Annotated in this window: 24 protein-coding genes; 14 read left to right on the forward strand and 10 right to left on the reverse strand. The window is 72.4% G+C overall.

The window, feature by feature from the left end; all coding sequences use genetic code 11:
• Window positions 1-157: 157 nt before the first annotated feature.
• Window positions 158-1,336, forward strand: a complete 1,179-nt coding sequence (locus ACTWNK_RS17945; protein WP_474305139.1) for an ROK family transcriptional regulator — start codon at window positions 158-160, stop codon at window positions 1,334-1,336.
• Here the strand turns inward: ACTWNK_RS17945 and ACTWNK_RS17950 are convergent.
• Window positions 1,333-1,893: a GNAT family N-acetyltransferase gene (locus ACTWNK_RS17950; protein ID WP_474305140.1), complete on the reverse strand. Its 561-nt coding sequence runs from the start codon at window positions 1,891-1,893 to the stop codon at window positions 1,333-1,335. The genes ACTWNK_RS17945 and ACTWNK_RS17950 overlap by 4 nt on opposite strands.
• 369 nt (window positions 1,894-2,262) lie before the next feature.
• On the opposite strand from ACTWNK_RS17950, the gene ACTWNK_RS17955 reads away from it, so the two are divergent.
• Both ACTWNK_RS17955 and ACTWNK_RS17960 read left to right on the forward strand, forming a co-directional pair.
• Window positions 2,263-3,324 (forward strand): GlxA family transcriptional regulator, encoded by a 1,062-nt coding sequence (locus tag ACTWNK_RS17955; protein WP_474305141.1) that lies wholly within the window; start codon window positions 2,263-2,265, stop codon window positions 3,322-3,324.
• Window positions 3,325-3,467: 143 nt separating this feature from the next.
• Window positions 3,468-3,956: a hypothetical protein gene (locus tag ACTWNK_RS17960; protein WP_474305142.1), complete on the forward strand. Its 489-nt coding sequence runs from the start codon at window positions 3,468-3,470 to the stop codon at window positions 3,954-3,956.
• Window positions 3,957-3,959: 3 nt separating this feature from the next.
• Here the strand turns inward: ACTWNK_RS17960 and ACTWNK_RS17965 are convergent, their stop codons facing one another.
• Window positions 3,960-4,910, reverse strand: a complete 951-nt coding sequence (locus ACTWNK_RS17965) for an alpha/beta hydrolase (protein WP_474305143.1) — start codon at window positions 4,908-4,910, stop codon at window positions 3,960-3,962.
• Between the two features lie 54 nt (window positions 4,911-4,964).
• Window positions 4,965-5,189 (reverse strand): hypothetical protein, encoded by a 225-nt coding sequence (locus ACTWNK_RS17970; protein ID WP_474305144.1) that lies wholly within the window; start codon window positions 5,187-5,189, stop codon window positions 4,965-4,967.
• 76 nt (window positions 5,190-5,265) lie between these two features.
• Between ACTWNK_RS17970 and ACTWNK_RS17975 the strand changes: the two genes are divergently transcribed.
• Entirely contained in the window at window positions 5,266-5,817 is a 552-nt protein-coding gene (locus ACTWNK_RS17975; protein WP_474305145.1) for a GrpB family protein, read from the forward strand.
• Between the two features lie 24 nt (window positions 5,818-5,841).
• Here ACTWNK_RS17975 and ACTWNK_RS17980 read toward each other — a convergent pair whose 3' ends face one another.
• A complete protein-coding gene (locus ACTWNK_RS17980; protein WP_474305146.1) occupies window positions 5,842-6,636 on the reverse strand; it encodes a DUF4190 domain-containing protein in 795 nt (264 codons plus the stop codon).
• A 195-nt stretch (window positions 6,637-6,831) separates the two neighbouring features.
• On the opposite strand from ACTWNK_RS17980, the gene ACTWNK_RS17985 reads away from it, so the two are divergent.
• Window positions 6,832-7,809: an NAD(P)-dependent alcohol dehydrogenase gene (locus ACTWNK_RS17985; RefSeq protein ID WP_474305147.1), complete on the forward strand. Its 978-nt coding sequence runs from the start codon at window positions 6,832-6,834 to the stop codon at window positions 7,807-7,809.
• A 9-nt stretch (window positions 7,810-7,818) separates the two neighbouring features.
• Here ACTWNK_RS17985 and ACTWNK_RS17990 read toward each other — a convergent pair whose 3' ends face one another.
• From ACTWNK_RS17990 to ACTWNK_RS18000, 3 genes are read right to left on the reverse strand one after another with little or no spacing between them, the layout of a single operon-like run.
• Window positions 7,819-8,457, reverse strand: coding sequence for a DUF1045 domain-containing protein (locus tag ACTWNK_RS17990; protein WP_474305148.1), 639 nt, complete (start codon window positions 8,455-8,457; stop codon window positions 7,819-7,821).
• A 47-nt stretch (window positions 8,458-8,504) separates the two neighbouring features.
• On the reverse strand, window positions 8,505-8,804 hold the full coding sequence (locus tag ACTWNK_RS17995) for an AMP-binding protein (protein WP_474305149.1): 300 nt from the start codon (window positions 8,802-8,804) through the stop codon (window positions 8,505-8,507).
• Between the two features lie 55 nt (window positions 8,805-8,859).
• Window positions 8,860-11,256, reverse strand: coding sequence for an ATP-binding protein (locus tag ACTWNK_RS18000; RefSeq protein ID WP_474305150.1), 2,397 nt, complete (start codon window positions 11,254-11,256; stop codon window positions 8,860-8,862).
• A gap of 141 nt (window positions 11,257-11,397) precedes the next feature.
• Between ACTWNK_RS18000 and ACTWNK_RS18005 the strand changes: the two genes are divergently transcribed.
• The 4 genes from ACTWNK_RS18005 (at window position 11,398) to alaS (ending at window position 16,275) form a co-directional block, all read left to right on the forward strand.
• Complete coding sequence (locus tag ACTWNK_RS18005; RefSeq protein WP_474305151.1) at window positions 11,398-11,949, forward strand: CGNR zinc finger domain-containing protein; 552 nt, start codon at window positions 11,398-11,400, stop codon at window positions 11,947-11,949.
• On the forward strand, window positions 11,946-12,506 hold the full coding sequence (locus ACTWNK_RS18010) for a GNAT family N-acetyltransferase (RefSeq protein ID WP_474305152.1): 561 nt from the start codon (window positions 11,946-11,948) through the stop codon (window positions 12,504-12,506). Before ACTWNK_RS18005 ends, ACTWNK_RS18010 begins: the two co-directional genes overlap by 4 nt.
• Window positions 12,507-12,568: 62 nt before the next feature.
• A complete protein-coding gene (gene tsaD, locus ACTWNK_RS18015) occupies window positions 12,569-13,603 on the forward strand; it encodes a tRNA (adenosine(37)-N6)-threonylcarbamoyltransferase complex transferase subunit TsaD (protein ID WP_474305153.1) in 1,035 nt (344 codons plus the stop codon).
• Between the two features lie 59 nt (window positions 13,604-13,662).
• A complete protein-coding gene (gene alaS, locus ACTWNK_RS18020) occupies window positions 13,663-16,275 on the forward strand; it encodes an alanine--tRNA ligase (RefSeq protein ID WP_474305154.1) in 2,613 nt (870 codons plus the stop codon).
• A 142-nt stretch (window positions 16,276-16,417) separates the two neighbouring features.
• Here the strand turns inward: alaS and ACTWNK_RS18025 are convergent, their stop codons facing one another.
• Complete coding sequence (locus tag ACTWNK_RS18025) at window positions 16,418-17,224, reverse strand: helix-turn-helix transcriptional regulator (RefSeq protein WP_474305155.1); 807 nt, start codon at window positions 17,222-17,224, stop codon at window positions 16,418-16,420.
• A gap of 136 nt (window positions 17,225-17,360) precedes the next feature.
• Here ACTWNK_RS18025 and ACTWNK_RS18030 point away from each other — a divergent pair, with 136 nt between their 5' ends.
• Genes ACTWNK_RS18030 through ACTWNK_RS18045 form a run of 4 tightly spaced genes read left to right on the forward strand, consistent with a single transcriptional unit; the run spans window position 17,361 to window position 21,263 of the window.
• On the forward strand, window positions 17,361-18,398 hold the full coding sequence (locus ACTWNK_RS18030) for a FecCD family ABC transporter permease (RefSeq protein WP_474305156.1): 1,038 nt from the start codon (window positions 17,361-17,363) through the stop codon (window positions 18,396-18,398).
• Entirely contained in the window at window positions 18,398-19,459 is a 1,062-nt protein-coding gene (locus ACTWNK_RS18035; RefSeq protein ID WP_474305157.1) for a FecCD family ABC transporter permease, read from the forward strand. The genes ACTWNK_RS18030 and ACTWNK_RS18035 overlap by 1 nt, the downstream gene beginning before the upstream one ends.
• Complete coding sequence (locus ACTWNK_RS18040; protein ID WP_474305159.1) at window positions 19,456-20,247, forward strand: ABC transporter ATP-binding protein; 792 nt, start codon at window positions 19,456-19,458, stop codon at window positions 20,245-20,247. The genes ACTWNK_RS18035 and ACTWNK_RS18040 overlap by 4 nt, the downstream gene beginning before the upstream one ends.
• Window positions 20,244-21,263: an ABC transporter substrate-binding protein gene (locus ACTWNK_RS18045; RefSeq protein WP_474305161.1), complete on the forward strand. Its 1,020-nt coding sequence runs from the start codon at window positions 20,244-20,246 to the stop codon at window positions 21,261-21,263. Before ACTWNK_RS18040 ends, ACTWNK_RS18045 begins: the two co-directional genes overlap by 4 nt.
• 68 nt (window positions 21,264-21,331) lie before the next feature.
• On the opposite strand, the gene ACTWNK_RS18050 is transcribed toward ACTWNK_RS18045, so the two are convergent.
• Window positions 21,332-23,008, reverse strand: a complete 1,677-nt coding sequence (locus tag ACTWNK_RS18050) for an ABC transporter ATP-binding protein (protein ID WP_474305163.1) — start codon at window positions 23,006-23,008, stop codon at window positions 21,332-21,334.
• Window positions 23,001-24,665, reverse strand: coding sequence for an ABC transporter ATP-binding protein (locus ACTWNK_RS18055; protein ID WP_474305165.1), 1,665 nt, complete (start codon window positions 24,663-24,665; stop codon window positions 23,001-23,003). Before ACTWNK_RS18055 ends, ACTWNK_RS18050 begins: the two co-directional genes overlap by 8 nt.
• A gap of 171 nt (window positions 24,666-24,836) precedes the next feature.
• Here ACTWNK_RS18055 and ACTWNK_RS18060 point away from each other — a divergent pair, with 171 nt between their 5' ends.
• On the forward strand, window positions 24,837-26,675 hold the full coding sequence (locus tag ACTWNK_RS18060; protein WP_474305167.1) for an SIP domain-containing protein: 1,839 nt from the start codon (window positions 24,837-24,839) through the stop codon (window positions 26,673-26,675).
• Window positions 26,676-26,697: the final 22 nt, after the last annotated feature.

Raw genomic sequence — 26,697 nt, forward strand, 5'->3', positions numbered from 1 at the left:
GGAAGACGGGGGACACGGTGCGGACTCCGTTGATCTACCACGAGTGGACAGAACGGACACTAGCCAGAGTTTCGGTCGGACACAAGCGGAGTTTTGCTATTCGAGATGAGAAAGTCTGCACTTTTCATCACCTAACCCAGTGTGATTCACTTTGGCGATGCCTCGACGTACCGCTGCCACCCTCGCCACCACGGGCGACGTGCTGGGCCTGATCCGCAGTGGTGAGGCTGTCACGCGGGCCGACATCGGCAGGGTGACCGGCCTGTCCAGACCGGCCGTTTCCCTGCGGGTCGGCGAACTCCTCGACAGGGGCCTGGTCGTCGAACGCGCCGACGCCCCCTCGACCGGCGGCAGGCCGCCCGTACGCCTGGAGTTCGACGCCTCCGGTGGCGTCGTGCTGGTCGCCGCGCTCGGCGCCAGCCGTACCCGGGTGGCGGTGTGCGACCTGGCGGGCGTCGCGCTGGCGCAGCGGGAGTTCGTCATCGACGTCGAGCAGGGGCCGGACGTCGTGCTGCCCCTTCTCATGGACACCTGGGATGAGTTGCTCGGCCTTTTGGGACGGCCCCTATCCCAGGTCCGCGGGGTCGGGATGGGCGTGCCCGCCACGGTGGAGTTCGCCGCCGGCCGCACCGAGTCGGCGCGCGTCATGGCCAGCTGGACCGGCGTGGTGATCCCGCCGCTGGTGGCCACCCGTTTTCCGGTGCCGGTGTACGTGGACAACGACGTGAACGTGCTGGCCATCGGCGAGCACAGAGGGGCCTACCGGGAGGAGACCGACGACCTGATGTTCGTCAAGGTCTCCACCCGGATCGGCGCCGGCATCATCGCGGGCGGCGAGATCCTGCGCGGTGCGCTCGGGGCCGCGGGCGAGATCGGCCACATCCCGGTGCGCGACGGCGGCGGTGTGCTGTGCCGCTGCGGCAACGTCGACTGCGTCGACTCCGTCGCCAGCGGCACCGCCCTCCTGCGCGACCTGCGCGAGCGCGGCCGTGACGTCAAGGACATCGCCGACGTCACCGCCCTGGTCCGCGCGGGCGACGCCGAGACGATGGCGATGGTACGCGAGGCGGGCAGGCGCATCGGCGAGGTCGTGGCCAGCGCCGTCAACCTGCTGAACCCGTCGGTCGTCGTACTGGGCGGCGACGTCGCCGAGGCGTTCGGGCCGCTGGTCTCCAGCATCCGCGAGGTGGTCTACCGCCGCTCCACCGCCCTGGCCACGCGCCGCCTGCGCATCGAGACGAGCAGGCTCGGGGCCGGGGCCGGGATCAGCGGGTGCGCGATGATGGTCCTGGACCAGGTGCTCTCGCCCGACGCCGTCGACTCCAGCCTCGGCTAGCTCCTGCCCGACCTGGCCCGCCACTCGGGGGCCAGGATCGCCCACACCTCCATGTCGTGGCGCACCCCCCTGTGCGGGTAGCTCTCGCGCAGCACGCCCTCGCGTACCATGCCGAGCCGTTCGGCCACCTTCAGACTCGGCACGTTGCCACCGGCCGCGATCCACTCGGCCCGGTGCATCCCGCGCACGTCGAAGGCCCAGTCGAGCAGCACGCCGATCGCCCTGGTGATCAGGCCGCGCCCGACCGCGTCCTGCTCCAGCCAGCACCCGACCTCGCACGAGCCGGTGCCCACGTCGAACACGCGGAACAACACCCCGCCGACCAGCAGGTCGCCGTCCCAGATGCCGTACAGCCGGCCGGTGTCGGCGACGGCCCGGCCGGCATAGTCGCGCAGCAGGGCGGTGGCCGAGTCCAGATCGGTCACACGGTCGGGGAACTGGATGAAACGGCCGATGTGCTCGCGGCCCCTGTCGATATGGGCGAGGAACTCCTCGGCGTTCCACGGCTCAAGCGGGCGCAACTCGGCGCCGTCGTCACCAAGCGATCTTGCGAACATCGTGCTCCTCAGGAAGGTCACCGCGTCATGATTGCGGCCAGCCTAGGGGAGCCCGCCCCTGCCCCTACCCCGGACCGCCCGGTACGGCAGGCGGCCGTCGGGCGGGTACTTATCCGGCGGTAAATGGCCGGGAATCGGGTGTTCGCAATCCGGGTCAGGAGGGACGCTCAGCTCAACGGCAGCGGGACGGAAGGGCATCGTCATGATCGAGCGCACGCTCATCCCCTGCTCCCGGCCCCGCGCCCCGGGTGATCTCGGCGCGCGGCGACTTTTACCGTAGCCTTGACTTCGAGTGATCAACTGAGTGGAAAGGGCGATGGAACACGTAGTGCGAAAGGACACTGGGGCGTGAGCGTCAAGGGAGCGTCATTGCGTTCTGGCACCAGCGCCTTCTGCCTGCGCCAATGGCGGGAAGAAGGCCTGCGAACCCCGGGAGCGCCTGCCAGGCGGGCCCGTACCCCGTTCCGATCCGTGCTCGCCTACGCCAGGCCCGGCGTCAGCTCGTTCGGCCTGAGCGCGGTCAGCAACATCTTCGCCGACCGTCCCCAGCTGGGCATGCCCAGCCTCGACTTCGCCGTGTGCGCCGACCGTGCCGGCACACTGCGCACCGATCTCGGCCTGCTCATGCCGGTCGACAGCGACGTCGGCGCCATGGCGTGCGCCGACCTGATCATCATCCTGCCCACCGGCGAACGCCCGCCCGCCCTGCCGCCCGCCGCCGCGCGTGCGATCGTCGACGCCTATCGCAGGGGCGCCGTCGTCGCCGCCTACTGCAGCGGCTCGTTCCTGCTGGCGGCCACCGGCCTGCTCGACGGCCTGCGCGTCGCGACCAACTGGCAACTCGCCGACCAGCTCGCCCGCGAGCACCCGGCGATCAGCGTGGACGCCGACGCGCTCTATGTCGACCAGGGCCGTATCGTCACCGGCGCGGGCGTCACGGCAGGCATCGACATGTGCCTGCACCTGCTGCGCCGCGAGCACGGCACCGCGGCGGCCAATATCGTCGCCAGGGAGGGCATGGTCCTGCCCAGGCGCGACAGCGGCCAGACCCACTACGTCTCCACCCCCGCCGAGTCCGAGGCCCAGACCTTCGCCGACATCGACGGCGCCAGGCTGGCCGGTCTGCTGACCTGGACCCGCGACCGCCTGCACCACCCGCTGACCGTCAACGACCTGGCCGAACAGGCCCTGATGAGCCCGCGTACCTTCGCCCGCCGCTTCCGCGAGGTGACGGGCACCACCCCGCACGCCTGGCTGACGGCCCAACGCCTCGACCGCGCCGAGGAACTCCTGGAGACCACGGCGCTGTCCATCCACGAGATAGCCCGCCAGGCGGGCTTCCGCACCGGCGGCGTCCTGCGCGCCCACTTCCTCAGACGCCACGGCGTGACCCCGAGAGAGTATCGCCACTCGTTCGACCGCTCGGCCTAACGCCGTCGCCCCCCAGAAGGCCCTCCCCTGGTGCGGGGGAGGGCCTTCGCCACTGCGGACACTCCGATCGTGCTTCCGTGTCGAATGGAAACGTGCGATCGATACGCTCTTGCATGGAGTGTGCAGATGGACGGGGGAGACACGTGGAGCAGCCTGGGGCCGTTGCGCCGGTCGCGGTCGAGGTGCTGGCGTTGCGGGTCGACGGGGCGGGGCGGTGGGCCTATCGGCGGGTCGTCGTCGTGCCGGAGGCAGGGGAGAGCCCGGACGCCTGTGTACGGCGGGTCGGCGGGGTGGCGGGGGAGGGCGGCACGGTCGTGCACTCCACGAGCTGGCGGTATCGGCCCGAGGGACAGGTGGTCCTGACCTACGTCGTGTGTCCCGACCCCGCGCCCGCGCTGCCCGCGATCTCCCTGGCCGACGTGCGTGTCGCCAGGGGGGCCACGCCGGAGGCGCCCGCGCCCGAGGACGTGCGGGTGGAGCACGTGGTGGCGCATGCCGTACAGCATCTGGCCTTCCTGCTGGAGACCGACCAGGTCGTACGGCACGCGCTCACCCTGCGGCCCGGGATCGCCGAGGCGCTGGCCGCCTGCTCACCCAGTACGGCGGGCGAGCTGGACGGCGTGTCGGCTTGACGCCTATCCGGGCAGGCGGAAGGCGCGGCGCAGGGCGTACAGGAGGTCGGCCTGCATGCGCTGGGACACCTGGGCGTCGGGGACCCAGGCGCAGCCGTGGAAGGTGCCGGGATACATGTGCAGGCCGACGGGGACCCCGGCCTGCACCAGCTTGGCCGCGTAGGCCAGGCCCTCGTCGCGCAGCGGGTCGAACTCGCAGACCATCACGAAGGCGGGAGCCAGCCCGGACAGGTCGTCGGCCCTGGCCGGAGCGGCGTACACGGGCACGTCGGCGTCGCCGGGGCGGTGGCCGGGACCGAGGTAGTAGTCCCAGCTGATCTCCGCCTTGTCCCTGCTCCAGCCGGGCGTGTCGACGAAGGCCGTCATCGACGGGGTGGCCAGCCGGTCGTCGAGCTCGGGAATACCGAGGTACTGCAGGCACAGGGCGGGGCCGCCCCTGTCCCTGGCCAGCAGGGCGACGGCCGCGGCCAGCCCGCCGCCCGCGCTCTCCCCGCCGACGGCGATGCGGGCGGGGTCGACGCCGAGCTCGCCCGCGTGCTCGGCGGTCCAGACCAGGGCGGCGTAGCAGTCCTCGACGCCCGAGGGGTAGGGATGCTCGGGCGCGAGCCGGTAGTCGACCGACACCGACACCACGCCCATCGTCTCGGCCAGCGACGACAGCAGCGCGTCGCCCATCTCGACCTGTCCGACGATGAAGCCGCCGCCGTGGATGAAGACCATCGCGGGCGCCGGCTCGGCCGCACGCTCGCGCGGGGAGTAGACGCGCACCCTGAGCGGTCCGCCGGGACCGGCGATCTCCCTGTCGGTCACGACGACGGTGTCGGGGAACCCGCCGGGCATGGAGCTGAAGAACTCCTTGAGCACCTCCCGCGAGGTCACCACGTCACGCAGGTCGTGCTCGGGCAGCAGGTCGACGGCGAAAGGAGCGAGCTCCGGGTCGAACGTATAGGACATTGGGGGGCCTCCTCATCAGATATGGCCCATGATGTCGTATAGGTTCGCAGGGGGCTAGCCGTCGAGCACGAAGTCGCGCAGGGCCGCGCCGATCGCGTCGGGCGCGTCCTCCTGCACGTAGTGGATGCCGGGCACGCGTACCTCCCGTTGCGCGGGCCAGGTCCTGGCGAAGTCGAGGGCACGGCCGACGAGGATCGCGCCCGGCTCGGCCGAGACGAGCAGCTTCGGGACAGGGCTCGCGGCCGGCCAGCGGCCGTAGGCCTCGATCGTCTCGGCCACGTCGTGCGGGGCGCCGTCGATGTCAAGCGTGCCGAAGAGCTGAGAGGGGCGCGGCCCGCCTGGCAGACTTGGGCGCGTGAGCCTTGAGCGTGAGCTGATCGGCGGTTACGAGAAGCGCGAGGTCAGGCTGGTCGCGCACGACCCGGGATGGGCGGTGCGCTTCGAGCGGGAGCGGGCGCGCGTCCAGGCCGCGCTCGGGCCCGTCGCCGTGCGGATCGACCACATCGGGTCCACGTCCGTGCCGGGGCTGACGGCCAAGCCGATCGTCGACCTCGACGTCAGCGTGCCCGACGTGGAGGACGAAGGGGCCTATCTCGACGCCCTGCTGGCGGCCGGATATCTGCTGCGGGTGCGCCAGGCCGGGCATCGCATGGTCCGCACGCCCGCCCTGGACGTGCACGTGCACCTGTGCACGGCGGGCGGCGACTGGGAGCGCAGGCACCTGCTGTTTCGCGACTGGCTGCGCCACGACACCCGCGACCGCGACGCCTACGCCGAGCTCAAGCGGCAGCTGGCGCGGCGCGACTGGCCGGACATGTCGCAGTACGCCGATGCGAAGGGCGATCTCATCGCCGAGATCACCACCCGGGCCGAGCACTGGGCCGAGGCCACCGGCTGGACCCCGTGACCCGTCCGGGTGTGCCCGCCGGTCCTACTTCGCGGTGCCGTAGACCTTGATGCGGTCGATGCGGAAACTCGGCGCCGTGGTGTTGGCGCCCATCACCGTGTCGTAGCTGATGCTGCCCGCCACCGTCACATAGGCCTGGAACAGGTCGTCCTCCACGACCTCGGACAGGCGTGCCTTCGATCCGGCGAACATGGCGTTCTTGTCGAAACTCACGAAGCCGTATGAGGGCAGTTTCCTGGCCGGGCCGACACTGGCGAGAAAGGCGTCGTTGCCGGTCGCCGCGTCGAACTGGGTGACCTTTCCGTACAGGACGAAGCGTTTGCCGAGATAGGCGTCGGGGTCCTTGACGAGCTTGCCGAATCCCCGCTCGGAAAGAGAGCGGTAGTCGGCGGCCGAGAACGCCTTGCGCGCCGGGGAGGGCGTCGGCTCGGGCTCCTCCTCGTCGGCGGCCTCCAGAGGTTCGGCGGTCTCGGCGGGCGACGGTGCGCCGGTCGCCACGGCCGCGACGGGCTGGTCGGGAGTCGTCGGCGACAGGACGAGCGAGCCCGCCGCGACGACGAGCCCGAGATAACCGAGCACCATTCCGGCCACTGCCATTCCATGGCCTTTGTCGCGATTAGTCCGGATATGTGAGGCTGCGATATGGCCGAATATCACGGCCAGCAGACTGCCGAGCCCGCACAACCACAGAACGCCGAGTATCAGCGAGGCGACGGCCAGGCCGTTGGTGCGCGGAGGCGGCGGGGGCGGAAAAGCCGGACGGCCGGTGTCGAATGGAGACCGGTGAAAGCCGGGCTGATTCTGACCGTACACGCGCACCGCCTTTGGATCGTTCCGAAGGAATGTCAGCCTAGGCGTCGCACGCCGAATGGAAGATGACGATTTCTCATCGATCCGCCATTCCGCAGCCGTCCTCCCCCCTTGATCGCCGAGCGGGTGATGTAAAGCAAACTAGACATCGTGTCCTGGCTGCTTTACATTGCAGGAGAAGCCGACCGACACGGAGGAATCGTCATGCGAGCCATCGTCCAGAACAGGTACGGCAAGGCCGACACGCTGCGGCTGGAGCAGATCGAACGACCCGTTCCCCGCGACGACGAGGTCATCGTCAAGGTCTGCGCGGCCGGGGTCGACATGGGTGTCGTGCACCTCATGACCGGTCTGCCCTACGTGCTGCGGCTGCTCGGATTCGGATTACGGGCGCCCAGGACCAAGGTGCCGGGCGCCGACCTCGCCGGACGGGTGGAGGCGGTCGGCGCGGCCGTCACGGCGTTCCGGCCGGGCGACGAGGTGTTCGGCATGGGCAAGGGCGCCTTCGCCGACTACGCGCGGGCCGGGCAGGACATGCTGGCGGCCAAGCCGGAGGGGATCACGTTCGAGCAGGCGGCGGCCACGACGGGCTCGGCGGTGACCGCACTGCAGGCCCTGCGCGACAAGGGCGCGGTCCGGGCGGGCCAGAAGGTGCTGGTCATCGGCGCGGGCGGCGGCGTCGGCACTTTCGCGGTGCGGCTGGCGACGGTGTTCGGCGCCGAGGTCACCGGCGTGTGCGGGCCGGGCAAGGTGGATCTGGTGCGCTCGCTCGGCGCCACCCGGGTCCTCGACTACACGCGTGCGGAGATCTCCGCCCTGCCCGAGCGCTACGACCTGGCGATCGACCTGGCCGGAGGCAGGAGGCTGGCCCAGGTGCGCCGGGTGCTCAAGCCGCGGGGGCGGCTGGTCATCGTGGGGGCCGAGACCGGCGGCCGGGTGCTCGGCGGGCTGCAGCGCCAGGCGGGCGCGGCCCTGCTGTCGCCGTTCGTCGGCCAGCGGCTGATCGCCATGTTCACCGTCGCCAGGCCCTCCGACCTGCGCGACCTGGCCGAACTGCTGGGCAAGAGGGCGCTCACCCCGGTCGTCGGGCGTGCCTACCCGCTGGAGCAGGCGGCCGAGGCCGTCACGTACGTGGGGGCCGGGCATGCCGAAGGCAAGGTCGTGCTCACGGTCGCCGAGTGAGGCGCCGGGTCAGGGACGCAGCTCGAAGGACTCCACGATCTGGGGGCAGGTGCCGTGTTCGCCCATGACGCACAGGGCCAGGGTCGTGCACGTCGAGGTGAACTCCTCGACGGGCGGCAGCGCGGCCGGGTCGGGGCGGTCCTCGCGCCGCCGGAACCTGGTGATCGTGATGTGCGGCCTGAACAGCTCGCCGACCTCGTCGTAGCCGTACCTGTCGAGGTTGTCGCGGGCGAGCGCCGGTGCGGTCAGCCGGTGCTCGGCCAGCACGCGGCCGACGGGGTCGCGCTCGCGCAGGCCGGTGCGCAGGGGTTCGAGCGCGGCGATGACCTCCTCCTGCAGCCGGGTCACCGCGTCGGTCTTACGGTAGAACAGCTCGAACATGCCCTGGTCGTTGCCCGCGAAGTGATCGGCGTCGAGCGGCACCTCCGGCGTGCGCCCGGCGATGGCGCGCAGCCTGCTCAGTGCGGCCGTGCGCTGGACCGGCGTGAAGTTCGCCATGTACAGCGAGATGTGTGGATAGAGCCCGTCGTCGCTCAGTGTGAACTCGGTGGGCGCGACCTGCGCGCACCATTCGCTCAGCCGAGTCGATCGGGTGCCGACGTCCTTGCCGGGCAGCAGCACGACGTCGTAGACCGGAAGATCGCCCATGGGGCCAGTGTAGGGAGCCGGAGCCTCGCGCGTCCGTGTGGCGTAGGTCACAACTCATGGGGTTCGATGACCTGCCTGATCGGCGCCGATTCGGCGGGCGGCGTATCGGTGATCATCATTCGCGCCGCACATGCCGTGATCTGCGCCGCCAGCTCCTCCGGGTCGAGCTCGGGCCCCGTCAGCACCACCAGCCCGCCCGCCGCCGCCACCGCGTTGACCGCCACATGCAACGCCTCGCCGTACGGCAGGCAGACGAAGACGGTGTCGCCCTCGCGCAGCCCGCGCATCCGTAACCGCTCGGCAGCCAGGGCGATCCTGCCCTGATCCAGGGGAAGCTCAGCACGCATGCCTCACGGTAGGACGCACGGCGAACGCCCTACATCAGGCGAACTGTGTAACGCACTATGCAGATCCCAGGTCCTTGTCCGCGGCCCAGGCCGCGATCTGCGCACGGGACCTGAAGCCCAGCTTCACGGTGATGTTGGCGATGTGCCTGGCCACCGTGGCCGGGCTGATGACCAGTTCGTCGGCGATCGCCCGGTTCGACAGGCCGCGCGTGAGCATGACGGCGATCTCCCGCTCCCTGGCGGTCAGCAGCGGCGCGGGCGCGTCGGTCCCGCTCGCGGGCGCGTGCGGAACGCGCCCGCCTTCGAGGACGAGCCTGACCACGTCGTCGGGCGAGGTGCGGCCGCCCTGCTCCCACAGCGCCGCCACGTGTGCCTCGCCGAGCCGGGACCCGGCCCGCGCCAGCAGGGGAGCGCTGCGCACCGGCGAGGCGTGCTGGCCGAGACCGGCGAGCAGGGCGGCGGCGGCTCCGGCTGCGGTCACGGCGGCCTCGTCGTCGCCACGGGACTGGGCCAGCATCGCCAGCGACTCCAGCCCCCTGGCCGTGCCCATGCGCTGGCCCGAGATCCGGCTCAGCTCCAGGCAGCGCAGGATCAGCGTGCTCGCCAGGTCGTGGTCGTTGGCGCGCACCGCGATCCGGCCCAGGCGGGCCAGACACCGGGCCAGCTCGGTCCGGTTGCCGGTCTCCTCGAGCAGGGGCACGGCGGCCTCGTACCGCATGGCCGCCGCCTCGCCGTCGCCCCTGGCCTCGGCGATCACCCCCAGGCCGGTCAGCGCCAGGGCGACGAGCCAGTGGTGGTCGACCCGCTCGGCGATCGCCAGCGCGCTCTCACCCCACCGCTGCGCCTCCCGCAGCCGCCCGCCGCGCATCGCCCCGCTGGCCAGCGCGGCGCAGAGCACGGCCTCGTGCCAGGGATCGGCATGCCGCCGGGTCACCTGGAGCCCCTCCTGGCACACGGCTCCGGCCTCGTCGGCCCGCCCGGTCCGCAGCAGCACGGTGGCCACGATCGTGTAGGCGGCCCCCAGCCCCGGCTGGTACGGCGCCGCCACCTGACCCGCGAGGCCCTGCCTGGCCAGGTCGAGCGCATCGGCCGTGCTCTTGTTCTCGTGCAGGGCGTAGGCCGTCCACGACCTGGCCTGGGCCACGAGTTCGACCGGCAGGCCGGACAGGTCGAGGGCGAGCAGGCTTTCGTACCACAGCAGGCTCTCGGCCCACGTCCCGCCGATGCCCCACACGCTCGACAGCGCGTTGCACAGCCGCAGGCCGCGTTCGGCGTCGCCGGACTCCAGCGCCCAGCCGAGCGCCGCCCTCGACTCGTCGCGCAGCGAGCAGCCGGTGCGGTAGATCGCCAGCCGTTCGGGCCAGGCCGGACGGCTGTCGTAGTTGACGGCGAAGCCCTCCTCCTGGGCCTCGCACACGACCTGGAGGTGACGGTCGCGCGCCGACGGCCGTTCGCCCGCGCGTTCCAGCAGTCCGGCGGCGTACTGCTTGACGGTTTCCAGCAGCCGGTATCTCGCCACGCCGTCGTCGCCGTGCTCGCACAGCACGAGCGATCGGTCGACCAGGCCGCTGAGCAGGTCGAACACCTCGGCGTCCGGCTCCGCGCAGACCCGTTCGGCCAGGTCGAGGGAGAAGGGCCCGGCGAAGACCGACAGGGTGCGCAGCAGGGTGCGCTCCTGCGGGGAGAGCAGGTCGTAGCTCCAGTCGACGGTGGCCTGCAGTGTGCGCTGCCGGGTGGGGGCGGTGCGGTCGCCGGTCGTGAGCAGGGCGAACCTGTCGCCGATGCGGGTGAGGATCTGCTCGGGCGTGAGCACGGAGGTACGCGCCGCGGCCAGTTCGAGGGCGAGCGGCAGGCCGTCGAGCGCGACGCACAGCGCGGCGACGGCGGGCAGTGCGCCGGGCGCCAGCCGTACGCCCATGGCCGAGGTGCGGTCGAGGAACAGCCGCACCGACTCGGCGTCGGCCTGGGCGCCCTGCGGCAGCTGCAGCGGCTGGACCCGCCAGACGAGCTCGCCCGAGATGCGCAGCGGCTCCCTGCTGGTGGCCAGGATCCGCACCTGGGGGGAGTACGACGTCAGCGACTTGGCCAGGTCCGCGCACGCGGCGACGAGGTGCTCGCAGTTGTCCAGCACGAGCAGCGCACGCGAGTCGCGCAACCGGTCGGCGATCCCCGCCTCCAGCCCGCGCGCGGGCTCCTCGCGCACGCCGAGCACGTCGGCGAGCTCCCTGGCGACGAGTTCGGGCCTGACCACCCTGGCCAGGTCGGCCAGCCACACCCCGTCGGGGAAGGCGTGGGCCGACATCGCGGCCACCCGCAGCGCGAGGCGCGTCTTGCCGATGCCGCCCACTCCGCACAGCGTCACGACACGGCCGACCCCGAGCAGGCCGCACAGTTCCTCCACATCGCGCTGACGCCCGATGAACGGCGTGGGCTCGACAGGAAGATTGCGCATCGCTCTCTTCACGGGTCGCGGGGCGGGCGATTAGCGGTTGCTGATGAATTGTGTCACTTTTCGAAGTCGCACGCGGACTCTTCGCATATGACGGGAAAAATCGGTGGCTGACGGTTAAATAGCTCTGTTAGCGTCAGCATCATGACGGATGACGACTTTCCGTACCTGGGGACCGAGCCCACCGCGGTGGAACTGGCCAACACCCTGTACGGCGCGGGCGACGAGCGGGTGGACTTCCTGGCCACCGCCGAGCTGGTCGAGCGGTGGTTCGCGCTCGCGGGCAGGCCGCTCGACGGGATCGGCGCGCACGGCGCACGCGTGCGCGCGCTCAGGGACGCGCTGCACAGTCTGTTCGGGGCCGGGGCCGACGGCCTCCCCCGCGACCCGGCGGCCGTCGCCGTGCTCAACGAGGTCGCGGCCGCCGCGCCCACGTATCTGCGCCTGGAGGCCGCCGCCGTGGTGTGCGACACCGTGACCGGGCACGCGGCCGTGCTCGGCGCGATCGCCACCTGCGCCGTCGAACTGCTGGCCGGGCCTTCGGCGGTCACCGTGCGCAGGTGCGAGAGCCCGGACTGTTCGATGCTCTTCGTCGTGACGCACGCGCGCAGGCGCCGTTGCCATCCCTCGTGCGCGCACCGCGATCGGCAGGCCCGTTACTACCGCAGGCGACGCTCCAGGGAAGGCTCACGATGATCACGTGGCGCAGGCTGACCGAGTCCGACTTCCCGCTGCTGCAGCAGTGGCTGCGGCAACCGCACGTGGCCCGCTGGTGGCACCACGAGACCTCCGACGAGGCCGTGCTGCGCGACTTCGGCGCCGCGGCCAGGGGCGAGGAGCCGGCCGAGGACCTGCTGGCCAGCCTCGACGGCCTGCCGTTCGGGCTGATCCAGCGGTGCAGGCTGGCCGACTACCCCGACTACCTGGCCGAGATCGCCGAGGTGACCGAGGTGCCCGACGGCGCGGTGACCGTCGACTACCTGATCGGCGACCCCGCGATGGTCGGGGCCGGGCTCGGGCCGCGGCTGATCGCCTCGGTCGTGGCCGCGACCTGGCACGACGACCCCGGCGCCGCCTGTGTGCTCGTCCCCGTGCCCGTGGCCAACCGGGCGTCGTGGCGCGCGCTGGAGAAGGCCGGGCTCACGCGGGTGGCCGAGGGCGACATGGAGCCGGACAACCCGGCCGACGGGCCCGCGCACTACGTCTACCGCACCGACAGGCCGTCGTCCCCGCCGGACGGAGCGGCGGCGTGATCGCGTCCGTGCGGCCATAAGCTGATTGTTGCAAACTACTCGCAATAAGGGCTAGGAGCGGTATGGGCGTCGTCCTCGGCATCGAGACCTCGTGCGACGAGACCGGCGTCGGCATCGTCGCCGGTGAGCGGATCCTGGGCGAGGCGCTCGCCTCCAGCATGGCCGAGCACGCCCGCTTCGGCGGCGTCGTGCCCGAGATCGCGGCCAGGGCCCACCTGGAGGCGCTCGGCCCCTGCCTGAACGCCGCCTTCGACCGCTCCGGCCTGCGGCACGCCGACATCGACGCGATCGCCGTCACCACGGGCCCCGGCCTGGCCACCGCCCTGCACACCGGCGTCGCCGCCGCCAAGGCCATGGCGATGGCCTGGGACGTCCCCCTGTACGGCGTGCACCACCTGGCCGGGCACGTCGCCGCCGACACCCTGGAGCACGGCCCGCTGCCCGGCCGGTCGATCGCCCTGGTGGTGTCGGGCGGCCACACCTCCCTGCTGCTGCTCGGCGACCTGGCCCGCGACCCGATCGTGCACCTGGGCGACACCAGGGACGACGCGGCGGGCGAGGCGTTCGACAAGGTGGCCAGGCTGCTCGGCCTGGCCTATCCCGGCGGCCCCGCGGTGAGCGCCGCCGCGGCCTCCGGCGACCCGGCGGCCCACGCCTTTCCCCGTGCGATGCCGGGCAGCCATGACTTCTCCTTCTCCGGCCTGAAGGCGGCCGTCGCCCGGCATGTCGAGCGCGGCCCCGTGCACGTGGCCGATGTGGCCGCGTCCTTCCAGGAGGCGGTGGCCGACGTGCTCACCGCCAAGGCGGTCGCCGCCTGCGCCGAGCACGGCGTCGGCACGCTGGTCGTCGTCGGCGGGGTGGCGGCCAACGGCAGGCTGCGGGAGCTGGCGGCCGAGCGGTGCGCCTCGGCGGGCATCAGGCTGCGCGTGCCCCCGCCACGGCTGTGCACCGACAACGGCGCGATGATCGCCGCCGTGGGCGGGCTGCTGTACGAAGCGGGCCTGCCGCCCACCGCGCTCGACGTCGCCGTCGACCCCTCGGCGCCCCTGCGGCACGCCGCCCTGCCTGCTCACGCGATGAGCCTGCCCACCCGATAGACCTGTTCACTCGATAGCCCTGCTCAACCGATAGGCCTGTTCACCCGATAGGACGTCCGATGCGCTCCGCCGAGATCCGCCGCCGTTTCCTCGACTTCTTCGCCGCCAACGGGCACACCGTCGTGCCCAGTGCGCCGCTGCCCGCCGACGACCCGACGCTGCTGTTCGTCAATGCCGGAATGGTGCCGTTCAAGCCGTACCTGCTGGGCGCGGCCCCCGCGCCGTACCCGAGGGCGAGCAGTGTGCAGAAGTGTGTGCGCACGCTCGACATCGAGGAGGTCGGCAAGACGACGCGGCACGGCTCGTTCTTCCAGATGGCGGGCAACTTCTCCTTCGGCGACTACTTCAAGGCCGAGGCCGCGGCCTTCGCCTGGGAGCTGGTGACCAGGCCGGTCGCCGACGGCGGGTTCGGCCTGCCGGAGTCGGCGCTGTGGGTCACGGTCTACCACGACGACGACGAGGCGGCCACGATCTGGCGCGACCGCGTCGGCGTCTCGCCCGGCCGGATCGTACGCCGCGGCAAGGCCGACAACTACTGGTCGATGGGCGTGCCAGGCCCGTGCGGCCCGGCCTCGGAGATCCTCGTCGACCGGGGGCCCGCCTACGGCCCGCGCGGCGACCTGGAGACCGAGGAGGACCGCTTCCTCGAACTGTGGAACCTCGTCTTCATGGAGTTCGAACGCGGCGAGGGCACCGGCAAGGACGACTACCCGATCCTCGGCCCGCTGCCCGCCCGCAACATCGACACCGGCATGGGCCTGGAGCGCCTGGCCTTCCTGCTGCAGGGAGCCGAGAACTTCTACGAGATCGACGAGACCAGGCCGATCCTGGACCGCGCGGCCGACCTGGCCGGCCTGACCTACGGCCGCGACCACGACGCCGACGTACGGCTGCGCGTGGTCGCCGATCACGTGCGCACCGCGCTGATGCTCATCGGCGATGGCGTCGTGCCCGGCAACGAGGGCCGCTCCTACGTCCTGCGCAGGATCCTGCGCCGCAGCGTACGGGCGATGCGCCTGCTCGGTTACGCCGATCCCGCCATGGTCGAGCTGCTGCCCGTCGCCCGCGACCGGATGAGCGGCTCCTACCCGGAGGTGGCGACCGGCTACGACCGCATCGAGGCGGTCGCGGCCGAGGAGGAGCGCCTGTTCGGGCGCACGCTGCGCCAGGGCACCACGATCCTCGACCTGGCCGTGCGCCAGGCCAAGGCGGCCGGGCAGCACAGCCTGACCGGCAGCAGCGCCTTCCAGCTGCACGACACCTACGGCTTCCCGGTCGAGCTGACCCTGGAGATGGCCGCCGAGCAGGGGCTGGCCGTCGACACGGCGGGCTTCACCGCCCTCATGGCCGAGCAGCGGCTGCGCGCCAGGCAGGACGCCCGAGCGCGGCGCGGCGGCCACGGCGACGGCTCGGCCTACCGCTCGCTGCTGGAGGCGCACGGCCCCACCGAGTGGCTGGCCTACGAGGAGCTGACCACCGCCTCGACCGTGCTCGCCGTACTCGACGTCGCGGGGGAGCTGGCCACCGTCGTGCTGGACCGCACGCCGTTCTACGCCGAGTCCGGCGGCCAGGAGAGCGACGCGGGGGAGCTGGTCGGACCGGGCCTCAGGGCGGAGGTGCTGCATGTCACCAGGCCGGTCAAGGGACTCGTCGCGCACCAGGTACGCCTGCTGGAGGGCGAGTTGGCCGTGGGGGAGCGGGTGACGGCGAGCGTCGACCCGCAATGGCGGCTCGGCGCGCGGCAGGCGCACTCGGGCACCCACGTCGTGCACGCCGCCCTGCGTCAGGTGCTCGGGCCCGCCGCGCTGCAGAGCGGCTCCTACAACCGGCCCGGCTATCTGCGCCTGGACTTCGCCTGGGGCACGCGCCTGGCGCAGGAGACGCGCGCCGAGATCGAGGAGGTCGCCAACCAGGCCGTCCGCAGCGACCTGCCGGTCGAGGTACGGCACCTGCCGCTGGAACGGGCGCGTGAGCTGGGGGCGCTGGCGCTGTTCGGCGAGACGTACGGCGACGAGGTCAGGGTCGTCGACATCGGCGGCGACTGGTCGCGTGAGCTGTGCGGCGGCACGCATGTCGAACACGCCTCGCAGATCGGGCAGATCGCACTGACGTCGGAGGCGTCGGTCGGGTCGGGCAGCCGCAGGGTCGAGGCCGTCGTGGGCCTGGAGGCGTTCCGGTACCTGGCCAGGGAGCGCGACCTGGTCAGCAGGCTCGCCGAGGAGCTGAAGGCGCCGCGCGAGGAGCTGCCCGAGCGGGTCTCGGCGCTGGTGGCCCGGATGAAGGAGGCCGAGCGCGAGTCGGCGCGGCTGCGGGCCAGGCTGCTCGCGCTGGAGGCGGCCGAGCTCGCCGCCGGGCCGCTGGACGTCGCGGGCGTGGGGTTCGTCACGGCGGCCGCCGAGGACGCCGCGTCCGGGCGTGCGCTGGCCGAGGCCGTGCTGGCCGCCGCCGCCCGGCCCGTCGTGGTGGCGGTGACGGTGGCGACGGAGGCCGGGTTCGTCCTGCTCACCGGGGTGAACGAGCAGGCGGCGGCGCTGGGGCTCTCGGCATCGGCCCTGCTGCGCCAGGTCCTGAACGGCAAGGGCGGCGGCAGCCTCACCCTCGCCCAGGGCGCCGGCAGGGGTGAGCCGGGCGCCGCCTTGGCGGCACTGACGGAACTGATCGCGAGCAGATAGCCGCACCCGCCGCTCTGCCTGTTGCCTGTTGCCTGAGTCTGTCCGGTCAGGCCGAGCGGCCCGGAAAGCGCCGCCCGGTCAGGCCGAGCGGCCCGGAAAGCGCCGCCCGGTCAGGCCGAGCGGCCCGGAAAGCGCCGCCCGGTCAGGCCGAGCGGTCCAGGTAGTCGCTCGTGGCGCCCGCTCGCCGTACGTAGGCGCCGGGCGTCTGGCCGAAGTGGCGGCGGAAGGCCAGGATGTAGCCGTTGGCGCTGGTGAAGCCGACCTTGGCGGCGACCGCGCTGACCAGCTGCCCCCGGTCGAGCAGGTCGAGGGAGTGGTTGAGCCGCAGCCGGGTGCGCCACTCGGAGAAGGCCAGCCCGGTCTCGGTGCGGAAGGCCCTGCGCAGGCTGGTCGAGCTGGTGTAGAGGCTCTGCGCCCACTCGGTGGCCGTGCGCGGGTCGCTCGGCGTGCGGATGAGCTCCCTGGCCACGGTGGCGGCGATCTCGCTGCTGGGCTGGGGGAGCGGCAGGCAGGACTGGTTGCCGGTGGACAGCGCGGCGAAGACGGCGGCGTCGTCGCCGGTGTCGGCCTTGCGCACCCGGCTCAGCAGCAGCCTGCGCTGCCCGTCGGTCAGGTTCACCCCCGTCACGCACGTGTAGGGCAGTTCGTGCTCGTCGCTGTCGAACGCCTCGACGACCACCATCGAGTCGGCGCTGAACCTGGCGCTGTGCGGCACACCGGCCGGGATCCACAACGCCAGCGACGACGACAGGTGGTGCTCCTGCCCTTCGGCGGTGACCACGATCTCGCCGAGCGGCACGAACAGGAACTGGTGGAAGTCGTGCACGTGCGGCGGGTGGCCCCAGTCGGCGATGAACTCGTCGTCCACGAAGACGTCCGCGAAGACGTCCGGGAAGACGTTCGCGGGTACGTCAACGAGCGCGTCCATGCGGGTCTGCGTCTCCGCCACGTTGTCCTGACCTCCGGTTCGAGGGGCTGACAGATGGCCCCTGAGTGTGAGCGTCCGTGTTCCGGGTTGGACCGCTCAAAGTAAGGCAAGGGTAACCTAATCTGCCGTTTCCCTGGTTAGGAGCCCTGGATGGACGATGTCTGACACCACCGTTTCGGCGACGTCACCACCGAGAACCGCCGCCGTGCGCGGGGTCGCGGTGGTCGTCGCGGCCGCCGTGGCGGTGATCGTCGTCACAGTCGCGAGCGTCGGGCTCGGCGCCCGTGACATCTCCCCTCTGGAGATCCTCGGCATCCTCGCCGACCCGGGAGGCGACACCTACAACACCCACGTGCTGTGGACCGAACGCATCCCCAGAACGCTGCTCGGCCTCATGGTCGGCGCCTCGCTCGGCGGCTCGGGCATGGTCATGCAGGCGCTGACCATGAACCCGCTCGCCGATCCCGGCGTGCTCGGCGTCGAGCAGGGCGCGGCCATGTTCGTGGTGCTCGGCATCCTGCTGTTCGACATGAACGGCCTCACCGGCTACTTCTGGCTGGCGCTGGCCGGAGCCGGGGTGACCGCCGCCCTGGTCTACGCCGTCGGGACCAGGACCAACATGGGCAGCGCCACGATCGGGCTGATCCTGGCCGGGGTCGCCGTCGCCGCGGTCACCGCCTCGATCATCACCCTGCTTGTCGTACGCGACCAGGCGGTCTACGCCCATCTGCGCTTCTGGTCGGTCGGCCAGCTCACCGGCCGGGCCAAGATCCTGGACGAGATCGCGCCCTTCGCACTCGTCGGGCTGGTGCTGGCGCTGCCGCTCGGCCGTACGCTCAACGTGCTCAGCATGGGCGAGGACGCGGCGGTCGGGCTGGGCGTCAAGGTCGGCAGGGCGCGGCTGGTCTCGGCCGCGATCGCGGTGCTGCTGTGCGCGACCGCGACCGCGGCCGTGGGGCCGGTCGCCTTCGTCGGGCTGGTGGCCGCGCACTGCGCGCGGATGCTCGTCGGGGCCGACCACCGCTGGTCGCTGCCGCTGTCGATGGCATGCGGCGCGGTCCTGCTCATCGCGGCCGACATCGCCGGACGGCTCGTCCTGGAACACGGCGAGATCCAGGTGGCGGTCATGACCGCGGCCGTCGGCACGCCGTTCTTCGTCTGGCTGGCCAGGCGCCGCAACCTGGTGCGTGTCTGATGACCCTCCTCGACACGCGTCAGGTCTCCCGCGCCGCGACCGTCGCCTCGCTCAGGCGGGCGCACCGCGCCTACCTGCGGCGCTTCGTCTCCGTCGCCGGGGTGTGCGCCGTGCTGCTGGTGGCGATGCTGGTCGCCTCGCTGTTCCTCGGCGGCGTCGGCAGGCTGCGGAGCGCCGACATCCTGCCTGCCGCCTTCGGGCTGCGGACCGGGCTGGCCGACTACATGATCTTCCAGAACCGGGTCCCGAGGGCGCTGGCCGCCGTGCTCGCGGGCGCGCTGTTCGGCCTGTCGGGCGCGCTCTACCAGAAGCTGATCCGCAACCCGCTGGCCACACCCGACATCGTGGGCATCTCGGCGGGCGGCGGCGCCGGTGCGACCACCGCGCTCATCCTGGCGCCCGGCCTGCCGCTCGGCGTGCCGCTGTCGGCGATGGCGGGCGCGTTCCTGCTGGTCGCGATCATCCACGCGCTCAGCTGGCGGCAGGGCGTCGACACCTACCGGCTCGTCCTGGTCGGCATCGGCGTGAGCGCGACCTGCACGGCCTACACGAACTACCTGTTCACCCTGGCCGACCAGCACAGCATCGCCAACGCCATGCGCTGGTTGATCGGCAGTGCGCACGGCGCCGGGTGGGAGGGCGTCACGGTGCTCGCCGTCGCGCTCGTCCTGGCCTCGGCCGGTACCGCCGCGCTGGCCAGGCCGCTGAGCGGGATGTCGCTCGGCGACGAGCTCGGCACCGGGCTCGGCGCCTCCGTCGGCCGGGCCCGCGTCGCAACCCTCCTGGTGGGAGCCGGGGCCGCCGCCCTGGCCACCAGTGTCGTCGGGCCGATCGGCTTCGTCGCCCTGATCAGCGGCCCGATCGCGATCCAGCTCGTCGGCGGCGAGCGCACGCTCGGCCTGTCCGCGCTGATCGGCGCCGTCATCGTGCTGGGCGCCGACCTGCTGGCCCAGCACGCCCCGCTCATCAGTCCCGTGCCCACCGGCGTGCTCACCGCCCTGCTGGGCGCGCCCTACTTCTTCTGGCTCATCCTCAGGCGCCGGACGGGAGCCGCATCATGACCAACCAGCTGGAGGCCCGCGACATCAGCAGCGGGTACGGCAAGTCCCTGATCATCGAGGGCCTGTCGATCGGCGTGACGGCCGGGCAGATCACCGCACTGGTCGGGCCCAACGCGTGCGGCAAGTCCACACTGCTCAAGTCGATCGCCAGGCTGCTCCCGCTGGCCTCGGGCGCCGTGCTGCTCGACGGGGCCGACATCCACTCCATGCCCACCAGGCAGGTCGCGCGCAGGCTCGGCATCCTGCCGCAGTCGCCGATCGCCCCCGAGAGCATCACGGTCGGCGACCTGGTCTGGCGTGGCAGGCACCCGCACCGCAGGTTCGGCCAGCGCCGTACCGAGGCGGACGAGGTCGTCATCGCCGAGGCGCTGCTGGCCACCGGCACCGCCGAACTCGTCGACAGACCGGTCGACCAGCTCAGCGGCGGTCAGCGCCAGCGCGTGTGGATCGCGCTCGCCCTGGCGCAGGACACGCCGACGCTGCTGCTCGACGAGCCGACCACCTTTCTCGACATCGCACACCAGATCGAGGTCATGGACCTGCTGGCCGAGCTGAACGAGACGACCGGCAAGACCATCGTGCTGGTCTCGCACGACCTGAACCAGGCCGCGCTCTACGCCTCGACGATCGTCGCCATGCGCGACGGGGCCGTCGTCAGGCAGGGGCCGCCCGAGCACGTGCTCACCGAGGAGACCGTGGCCGAGGTTTTCGGCCTGTCCTGTGTGGTCGTGCCGCACCCCGTCGCGGGCACGCCGCAGATCTTCCCGCTGTCAAGGAGAACCCGATGAAGAAGATGATCATAGTGGCCGCCGTCGCACTCGTCCTGGCCACCGCCTGCGGCGCCCAGGACCCGGTCGCCTCGACCGCCGCACCCGCGGCCTCCTCGGGCGCCGCCGACGCGGGCGCGCAGTACCCGCTGGCGCTCACCAACGCCTGGGGCGGCGACTCGATCAAGGCCAAGCCCGTGCGCGTGGCCACCGTCTCCGACGGAGACACCGCGATCGCACTGGCGCTCGGCATCGTCCCCGTCGTCACCCCCGACGTCGAGGACGGCGAGCCGATCCCCGAGTACAAGAAGCGCGCCATGGACAAGCTCGGCCTGACCAGCCTGAAGACCTACGACGACACCGACGGCACCAACTACGAGGCCATCGCGACCGAGGCGCCCGACGTCATCCTCGGCGTCAACACCTGGTCGATGGACACCGACTACGCCAAGCTCGCGCCGATCGCGCCCGTCGTGACGTTCGCCGCCAAGGCCGACGCCGACACGCTGCCGTGGCAGGACCGGCTGAAGCTGGCGGCCAAGGCGCTCGGCCTCGACGCCAAGGCCGACGAGGTCATCGCGGCCAACCGCGCGGCCATCGCCGCCGCCGCCCAGGCCAACCCGGCCTTCAACGGCAAGACCTACACCTATGTCGTCATCCACCCCGAGCAGGTGACGTTCATGTCGTACGGCGAGCAGGACCCCGGCGTGTTCGAGGAGCTCGGCCTGCGCAAGAGCGACAACGCCAAGAACTACTCGGCCGACAACAACAGCGTCAGCCTGGAGAACCTCGACCAGCTCGACGCCGACGTGGTCCTGGTGACCTATCCGTTCGGCGACGAGGGCCTGCTCAGCGCCGACGAGCTGAACTCCAACAAGCTGTTCCAGTCGCTCGGCGCGGTCAAGGGCAAGCACGTCGCGGTCGTGCCTTCGGACAACAACCTGTCCTCCTCCATCGCCTACCCCGACGCGCTCAGCGCCTCGTGGGTGGTCGAGCAGCTGACGCCGATCCTGGCCAAGGCGGTCGCCGGAGCCTGACACCCACACGAAAGGGGCCTGCTCACCCCCGCGTGGGAGTGAGCAGGCCCTTGGCGTGTCGTGCGGGCCTACGGCGTGACGGCGGTCAGGTCCAGCAGGCGGTGGCCCCTGGCGATGGTGTCGGCGCGGTGCGCGATCACGATGAGCGTGCGGTCGCGCGCGGTCGCCGCCAGCGCCTCCTCGATCCTGGCCGCGGTGGCGTGGTCGACGTCGGCCGTGGCCTCGTCCAGGATCAGCACGGCCGGGTCGGTCAGCGCCGCCCGCGCGATGGCCACCAGCTGCCGCTCACCGGCCGACAGGCGGGAGCCGTGCGGGCCGACGGGGGTGTCCAGGCCCTCGCCCAGCGCCGCGATCCACGGGCCGAGCCCGAGACGCTCCAGCGTGGCCCGGATGCGCTCGCGGCCGGGCGCGCCGGGCACCATGGCGAGGTTGTCGGCCAGCGTGCCCTCCACCAGCAGCACCTCCTGCGGCACCAGCACGATACGGGCGCGTACCTGCGCGGGGTCCGCGGTCGCCAGGTCGTGCCCGGCGAAGCTCACCACGCCCCGGTCCGGCGGGTAGAGCCCGGCCAGCAGCTTGCCGAGCGTGGACTTGCCCGAGCCCGTACGCCCGGCGACGACCAGGTGCTCGCCGCTCTCGACGGTCAGGCGGAAGTCGTCGAGCACCGCGCGCTCGCCGCCGTAGGAGAAGCTCACCCCCTGAAGGGTGATCGCCCCCCTGCCCGGCAGTTCGTCGCGGCGCGTGAGCGTCTCCCCGGTGCGGCAGGCGGCGACCAGGTCGAGCACGCGTGCCAGCCGTACGTGGGCCTCACGGGCGTCGCCGATCGCACTGGCGAGGTCCTCGAAGCGGTTGAAGATCTCGCGGGTGGCCAGCACGAACACCACGGCGGCGCCGACGCTGAGCAGACCGGCCCCGACCATGACCGTGCCGAGCACCAGCAGCCCGGCCACGCACAACGCCTGCAGCAGGGCCAGCGCGTTCAGCCTGAGCTCGACGCGTACCTGCCTGCCCTGGGCGGCCAGCAGCCTGTCGTTGTCGGCGGCGAAGCGGGCCAGCCAGCGCGGCGCGGCCCCGCTGACGCGCAACTGCTCCTGGGCGGGCAGCGACTCGGCGAAACTCGCGGCGACCTGCGCCTCGGCCGCGGCCACCGCCCCGTAGGCGGGCCCGGCCAGCTCCTTGAAGCGCCGCACGACGAGCACGGCGGGCGGCACGAACGCCACCAGCAGCGCCAGCGCCAGCAGCCAGGAGTAGGCGACCAGCATGACCACCGTGAACGCCAGCACCGCCACGGCCGTCACCAGATCGGGCAGCGTCGACCCCACGAACGCCGCCAGGCCGTTGATCTCACCCGTCAGCCTGCGCAGCAACTCCCCCCTGCGATTGGCCTCGACGAAGCGCAGCGGCGCGGTCCCGACGGCGGCGGTCGCCCGCTCCCGCAGCCCGGCGAGCGCGAGCTCGCCCACCCTGATCAGCCGGTAGCGCGAGGCCCAGGTGAGCACCCCTCCGGCCGCGACCAGCCCGAGCAGCACCAGCGCCCAGCCGAACGCGCCTGCCGCGTCACCGCCGCCCGCCGCGTCCACCACCTTGCCGACGCTCCCGGTCACCCCGACGGCCATCGCCGCGCCCGCCAGGTTCAGCACGACGACGACGGCGAAGGCGACCCGGTGCCCGCGCAGGTACACCGAGGCCCTGCGGAACACCGCACGCTGGTCGGGCAGCTCGCTCAGCGACAACGACTCAGACATGGGAGCTCCCGGGTACGGCGGGCAGGACCGAGCCGCCCTCGACGACGATCTGACGGTCGGCCAGGGCCAGGACGGCCGGGGAGTGCCCGGCGAACACGACGGCCTTGTCCGAGGTGGCGGCACGGAGCCTGGCCAGGACCTGCGACTCGGTCGCGGCGTCGAGCGCCGAGGTGACGTCGTCGAGCAGCAGGACGGGACTGTCGCGCAGCAGCGCGCGTGCCAAGGTGATGAGCTGGCGCTGACCGCCGGACAGGGCGCCGCCGCGCTCGCCCACCTGGGTGCCGAGGCCGTCGCCGAGCCCGGCCAGGGCCAGGTCGAGCCCGGCGACCTGGGCGGCGGCCTCGACCTGGGCGTCGGTGTAGTCGCCGCTCAGCCGCAGGTTCTCCATGATCGTGCCGTGCAGCAGCAGCGGCCCTTCGGCGACGAACCCCACCGTCGCGTGCAGCACATCGGGCTCGACGTCGCGCAGCGGCACGCCGCCCAGCGTGACCTCGCCGTCGGCGGGCACGAGCCTGGCCAGCGCCCGCAGCAGGGTGCTCTTGCCCGACCCGGTCGCGCCGGTCAGCACCACCCACTCGCCGGGCCCGGCGCTCAGGTCGAGCGGCCCGATGGGCGCCCTGCCCTCGCGCCTGACGCTCACCCCTTCGGCCCGCAGGACGCCGTGGCCGGGCAGCACGCCTTCGCCGGTGGTCGTCTCGGGCAGGGCGAGGATCTCCTCGATCCGCGCCGCCGCGACGCGCGCCTCGGCCCGGTCGCCGAGCCTGGCGGTCATCACATTGACGGCCAGCGCCACCGTGCCCATCCACAGCACGAACGTGGTCAGCGTGCCGACCGTCAGCCGCCCTTCGGCCACCGCGGGCCCGCCGACCAGCAGCCCGGCCGCCACCGCCAGCAGCGGCACCACGTACGCGGTCGCCTCCCACAGGGACCCGACCGAGGCCAGCCGCATCGTGCCACGCGTGACCGAGGCGCTGTGGCCGTGATGGCGCTCGACCATGATCCGGCCCGCGCCCACCCCGCGCAGCGGCAGCAGCGCCGTCAGCAGTTCCTCGGCGGCGGCGCTGCGTCTGCCGTGCGCCTGCGACAGCTCCTGCGCCCGCCGGTCGAACAGCGGCGGGAAGATCCGGTTGACCACCAGCAGCACCGGCACGGTCAGCGCCGCGACCAGCAGCAGCAGCGGGTCGAGCCCGGCCAGCGCCGGGGTCAGCACGAGCGCGGTGATGCCGATGACCACCCAGGTCGTCAGCCCGTGCACCCACACCAGCACGGCGTCGACGTCCCGTGTCGCCCGGGTGGTCAGGTCGCCGAAGCTGCCGGTGCGCCGCCGCATCGTCTCGGTGTCGAGCGCCAGCACCGCGCCGAGCAGTCGCGTGCGCAGCCACGCCCCGGCCCTGGCGTCGGCCATCGTCGCGCCGACCTGCCAGCCGCGCATGCCCGCGTACTCCACCGCCGCCGCCGCGACGAACGCCGCACCCCAGGCCGCGGCCATCGGCGCCGAGCCCGCGCGTACCCCGTTGTCGACGGCCTTGCCGAGCAGCCACGGCAGGCTCAGGAAGGCCAGCTGCCGCAGCGCCGCCGCGCCCATCGCCCGCAACAGGTCGGGCCTCACCCGGACCAGGCACTGACGCAGCAGGTCCTGTCCTTTCGCACGTTTCACGCCAGCAGGCTAGGAGCGGGCGCGCCGCCGGGGTCAAAGCCAGAGCGCAGGCCGTCGAAGCGGCCGTCCGATCACGCGCCCGGTGCCATGACCTGGCCACCTGGTTGGATCCGGGAGCCGCGCGCGGCCCTAGCCTGGGGGCCGATCGCCACCAGTGAAGGAGCAGCGCCGATGTCCAGCCGCAGTCCTCGACGAGTCGTCGCCTTTCCCATCGTGCTGAGGGAGCTGACGGTGGCGCGGGTGGTGAACCTCACGCCCGGCATGCGGCGCGTCACCCTGACCGGCCCGCAGCTGCGCGCCTTCCACCGCGACGGCCTCGACCTGCCCGCGCTCAGCTCCGAAGGCTTCGACGACCACGTGAAGATGTTCTTCGCGGCCGAGGGCGAGGAGCTGCCGCTGCTGCCCGGCCAGAACATCAGCAGCCTCGACTGGCCCCAGGACGAACGCCCGATCGCCAAGGACTACACGCCGAGGCGCTACGACCCGGAGGCGGGCGAGATCGACTTCGACTTCGTCAGGCACGGCGACGGGCCCGCCGCCACCTGGGCCGAACGGGCCGAGCCCGGGCAGCGCACCTGGATCGCCGGTCCGAAGATGTCGCACAGCCAGCCCGAAGGCGTCGACTGGCTGCTCATCGCGGGCGACGAGACCGCACTGCCCGCGATCGGCCGCTGGCTGGAGGAGATGCCCGAAGGCGTCAGGGCGAAGGTGTTCATCGAGATCGGCCAGGACGACCACCGGCAGGAGCTGGTCACCAAGGCCGACGCCGACATCGTCTGGCTCTCGCGCGAGGGCGCGCCCGCCGGCACCACGACCGTGCTGGAGCAGGCGATCCGGGCATGCGAATGGCTGCCGGGCACGGTGTTCGCCTGGGCGGCGGGCGAGGCGATCACCCTCAAGGGCATCAGGCGTCACCTCGCCGTCGACCGGCAGGTGCCGCGCGAGCACACCCACATCACCGGCTACTGGCGGCGCACCGAGCCCCTGCCCGGCGCGGCCGAGTCCGAGCCGGAGGAGAACGAGGCACACGACCGGCTGCACGAGCTGACCGACCTGGCGCCCGGCTTCGCGATCAGAGCCGCCGTCACGATCGGCCTCGTCGACCTGATCCACCAGGGCGTCCGCGACGAGGCCGAACTGGCCCGCCGTACGGAGACCGGGCCCAGGGCGCTCGCGGCGCTGCTGACCTACCTCGTCTCGCTCGACGTGCTCGCCGTCCGCGACGACGGCTACCACCTGACGCCGATCAGCGAGGAACTCGTCGAGGACGACCACTCGGCGGACGAGTACCACCTCGACGGCGCGCCCGCCGCACTCGAACTGTCGCTCTCGGGCCTCGTGCACACCCTGCGCACCGGTACGGCGAGCTACCGCACGGCGTCGGGGGAGGCGCTCGGCCAGGCGATCAGGACCGACGCCAGGCTCGGCGGCACCGCACGCGCCGAGGTCGAGGACATCGCACGCTGGATCGCGCCCGGTGTGCTCGGCGCCTACGACTGGGCGGGGGCGAGCACGCTCACGGCCGCGGGCAACGGTGTCGGCACGATCGTCAACGCCCTGGTCAAGGCGTACCCGCAGCTGCGTGTGCGGATCGGCGCGATGCCGTCGGCGCTGGGCGTGCTGCGTGAGGAGATCCTCGACGCGGACGTCGTGGCCAAGGTCGAGCTGGTTCCGGCCTCCGGCCCGGTGCCGCCCGCGGGGGCCGGGCTGTTGCTGCTGTCACACCTGCTGGGCTGGCTGCCCGACGAGGACGCCGTCCAGGTGCTGACCGAGACGGCCGCCGCTCTCGCGCCGGGCGGCAGGATCGTCCTGGTGGAGGAGTTCCAGCCGGGCGACTTCGACGACCCGGACGTCGCCCTGCAGCACCTGCGGCTGAGCTGCGCGTTCGGCTCCGGGCTGCGCGGCGCCGCACGGCTGACCGAGCTGGCCGAGTCGGCCGGGCTGCGGGTCGTCCGGGCGGCGGACATCGGCTGGGACCACCGGCTGTGGGTGCTGGAGGCCGCCGGCTGACGGACGCCCGGAGGTGTTGACC

The organism is Nonomuraea sp. IBHARD001 (assembly GCF_056106265.1).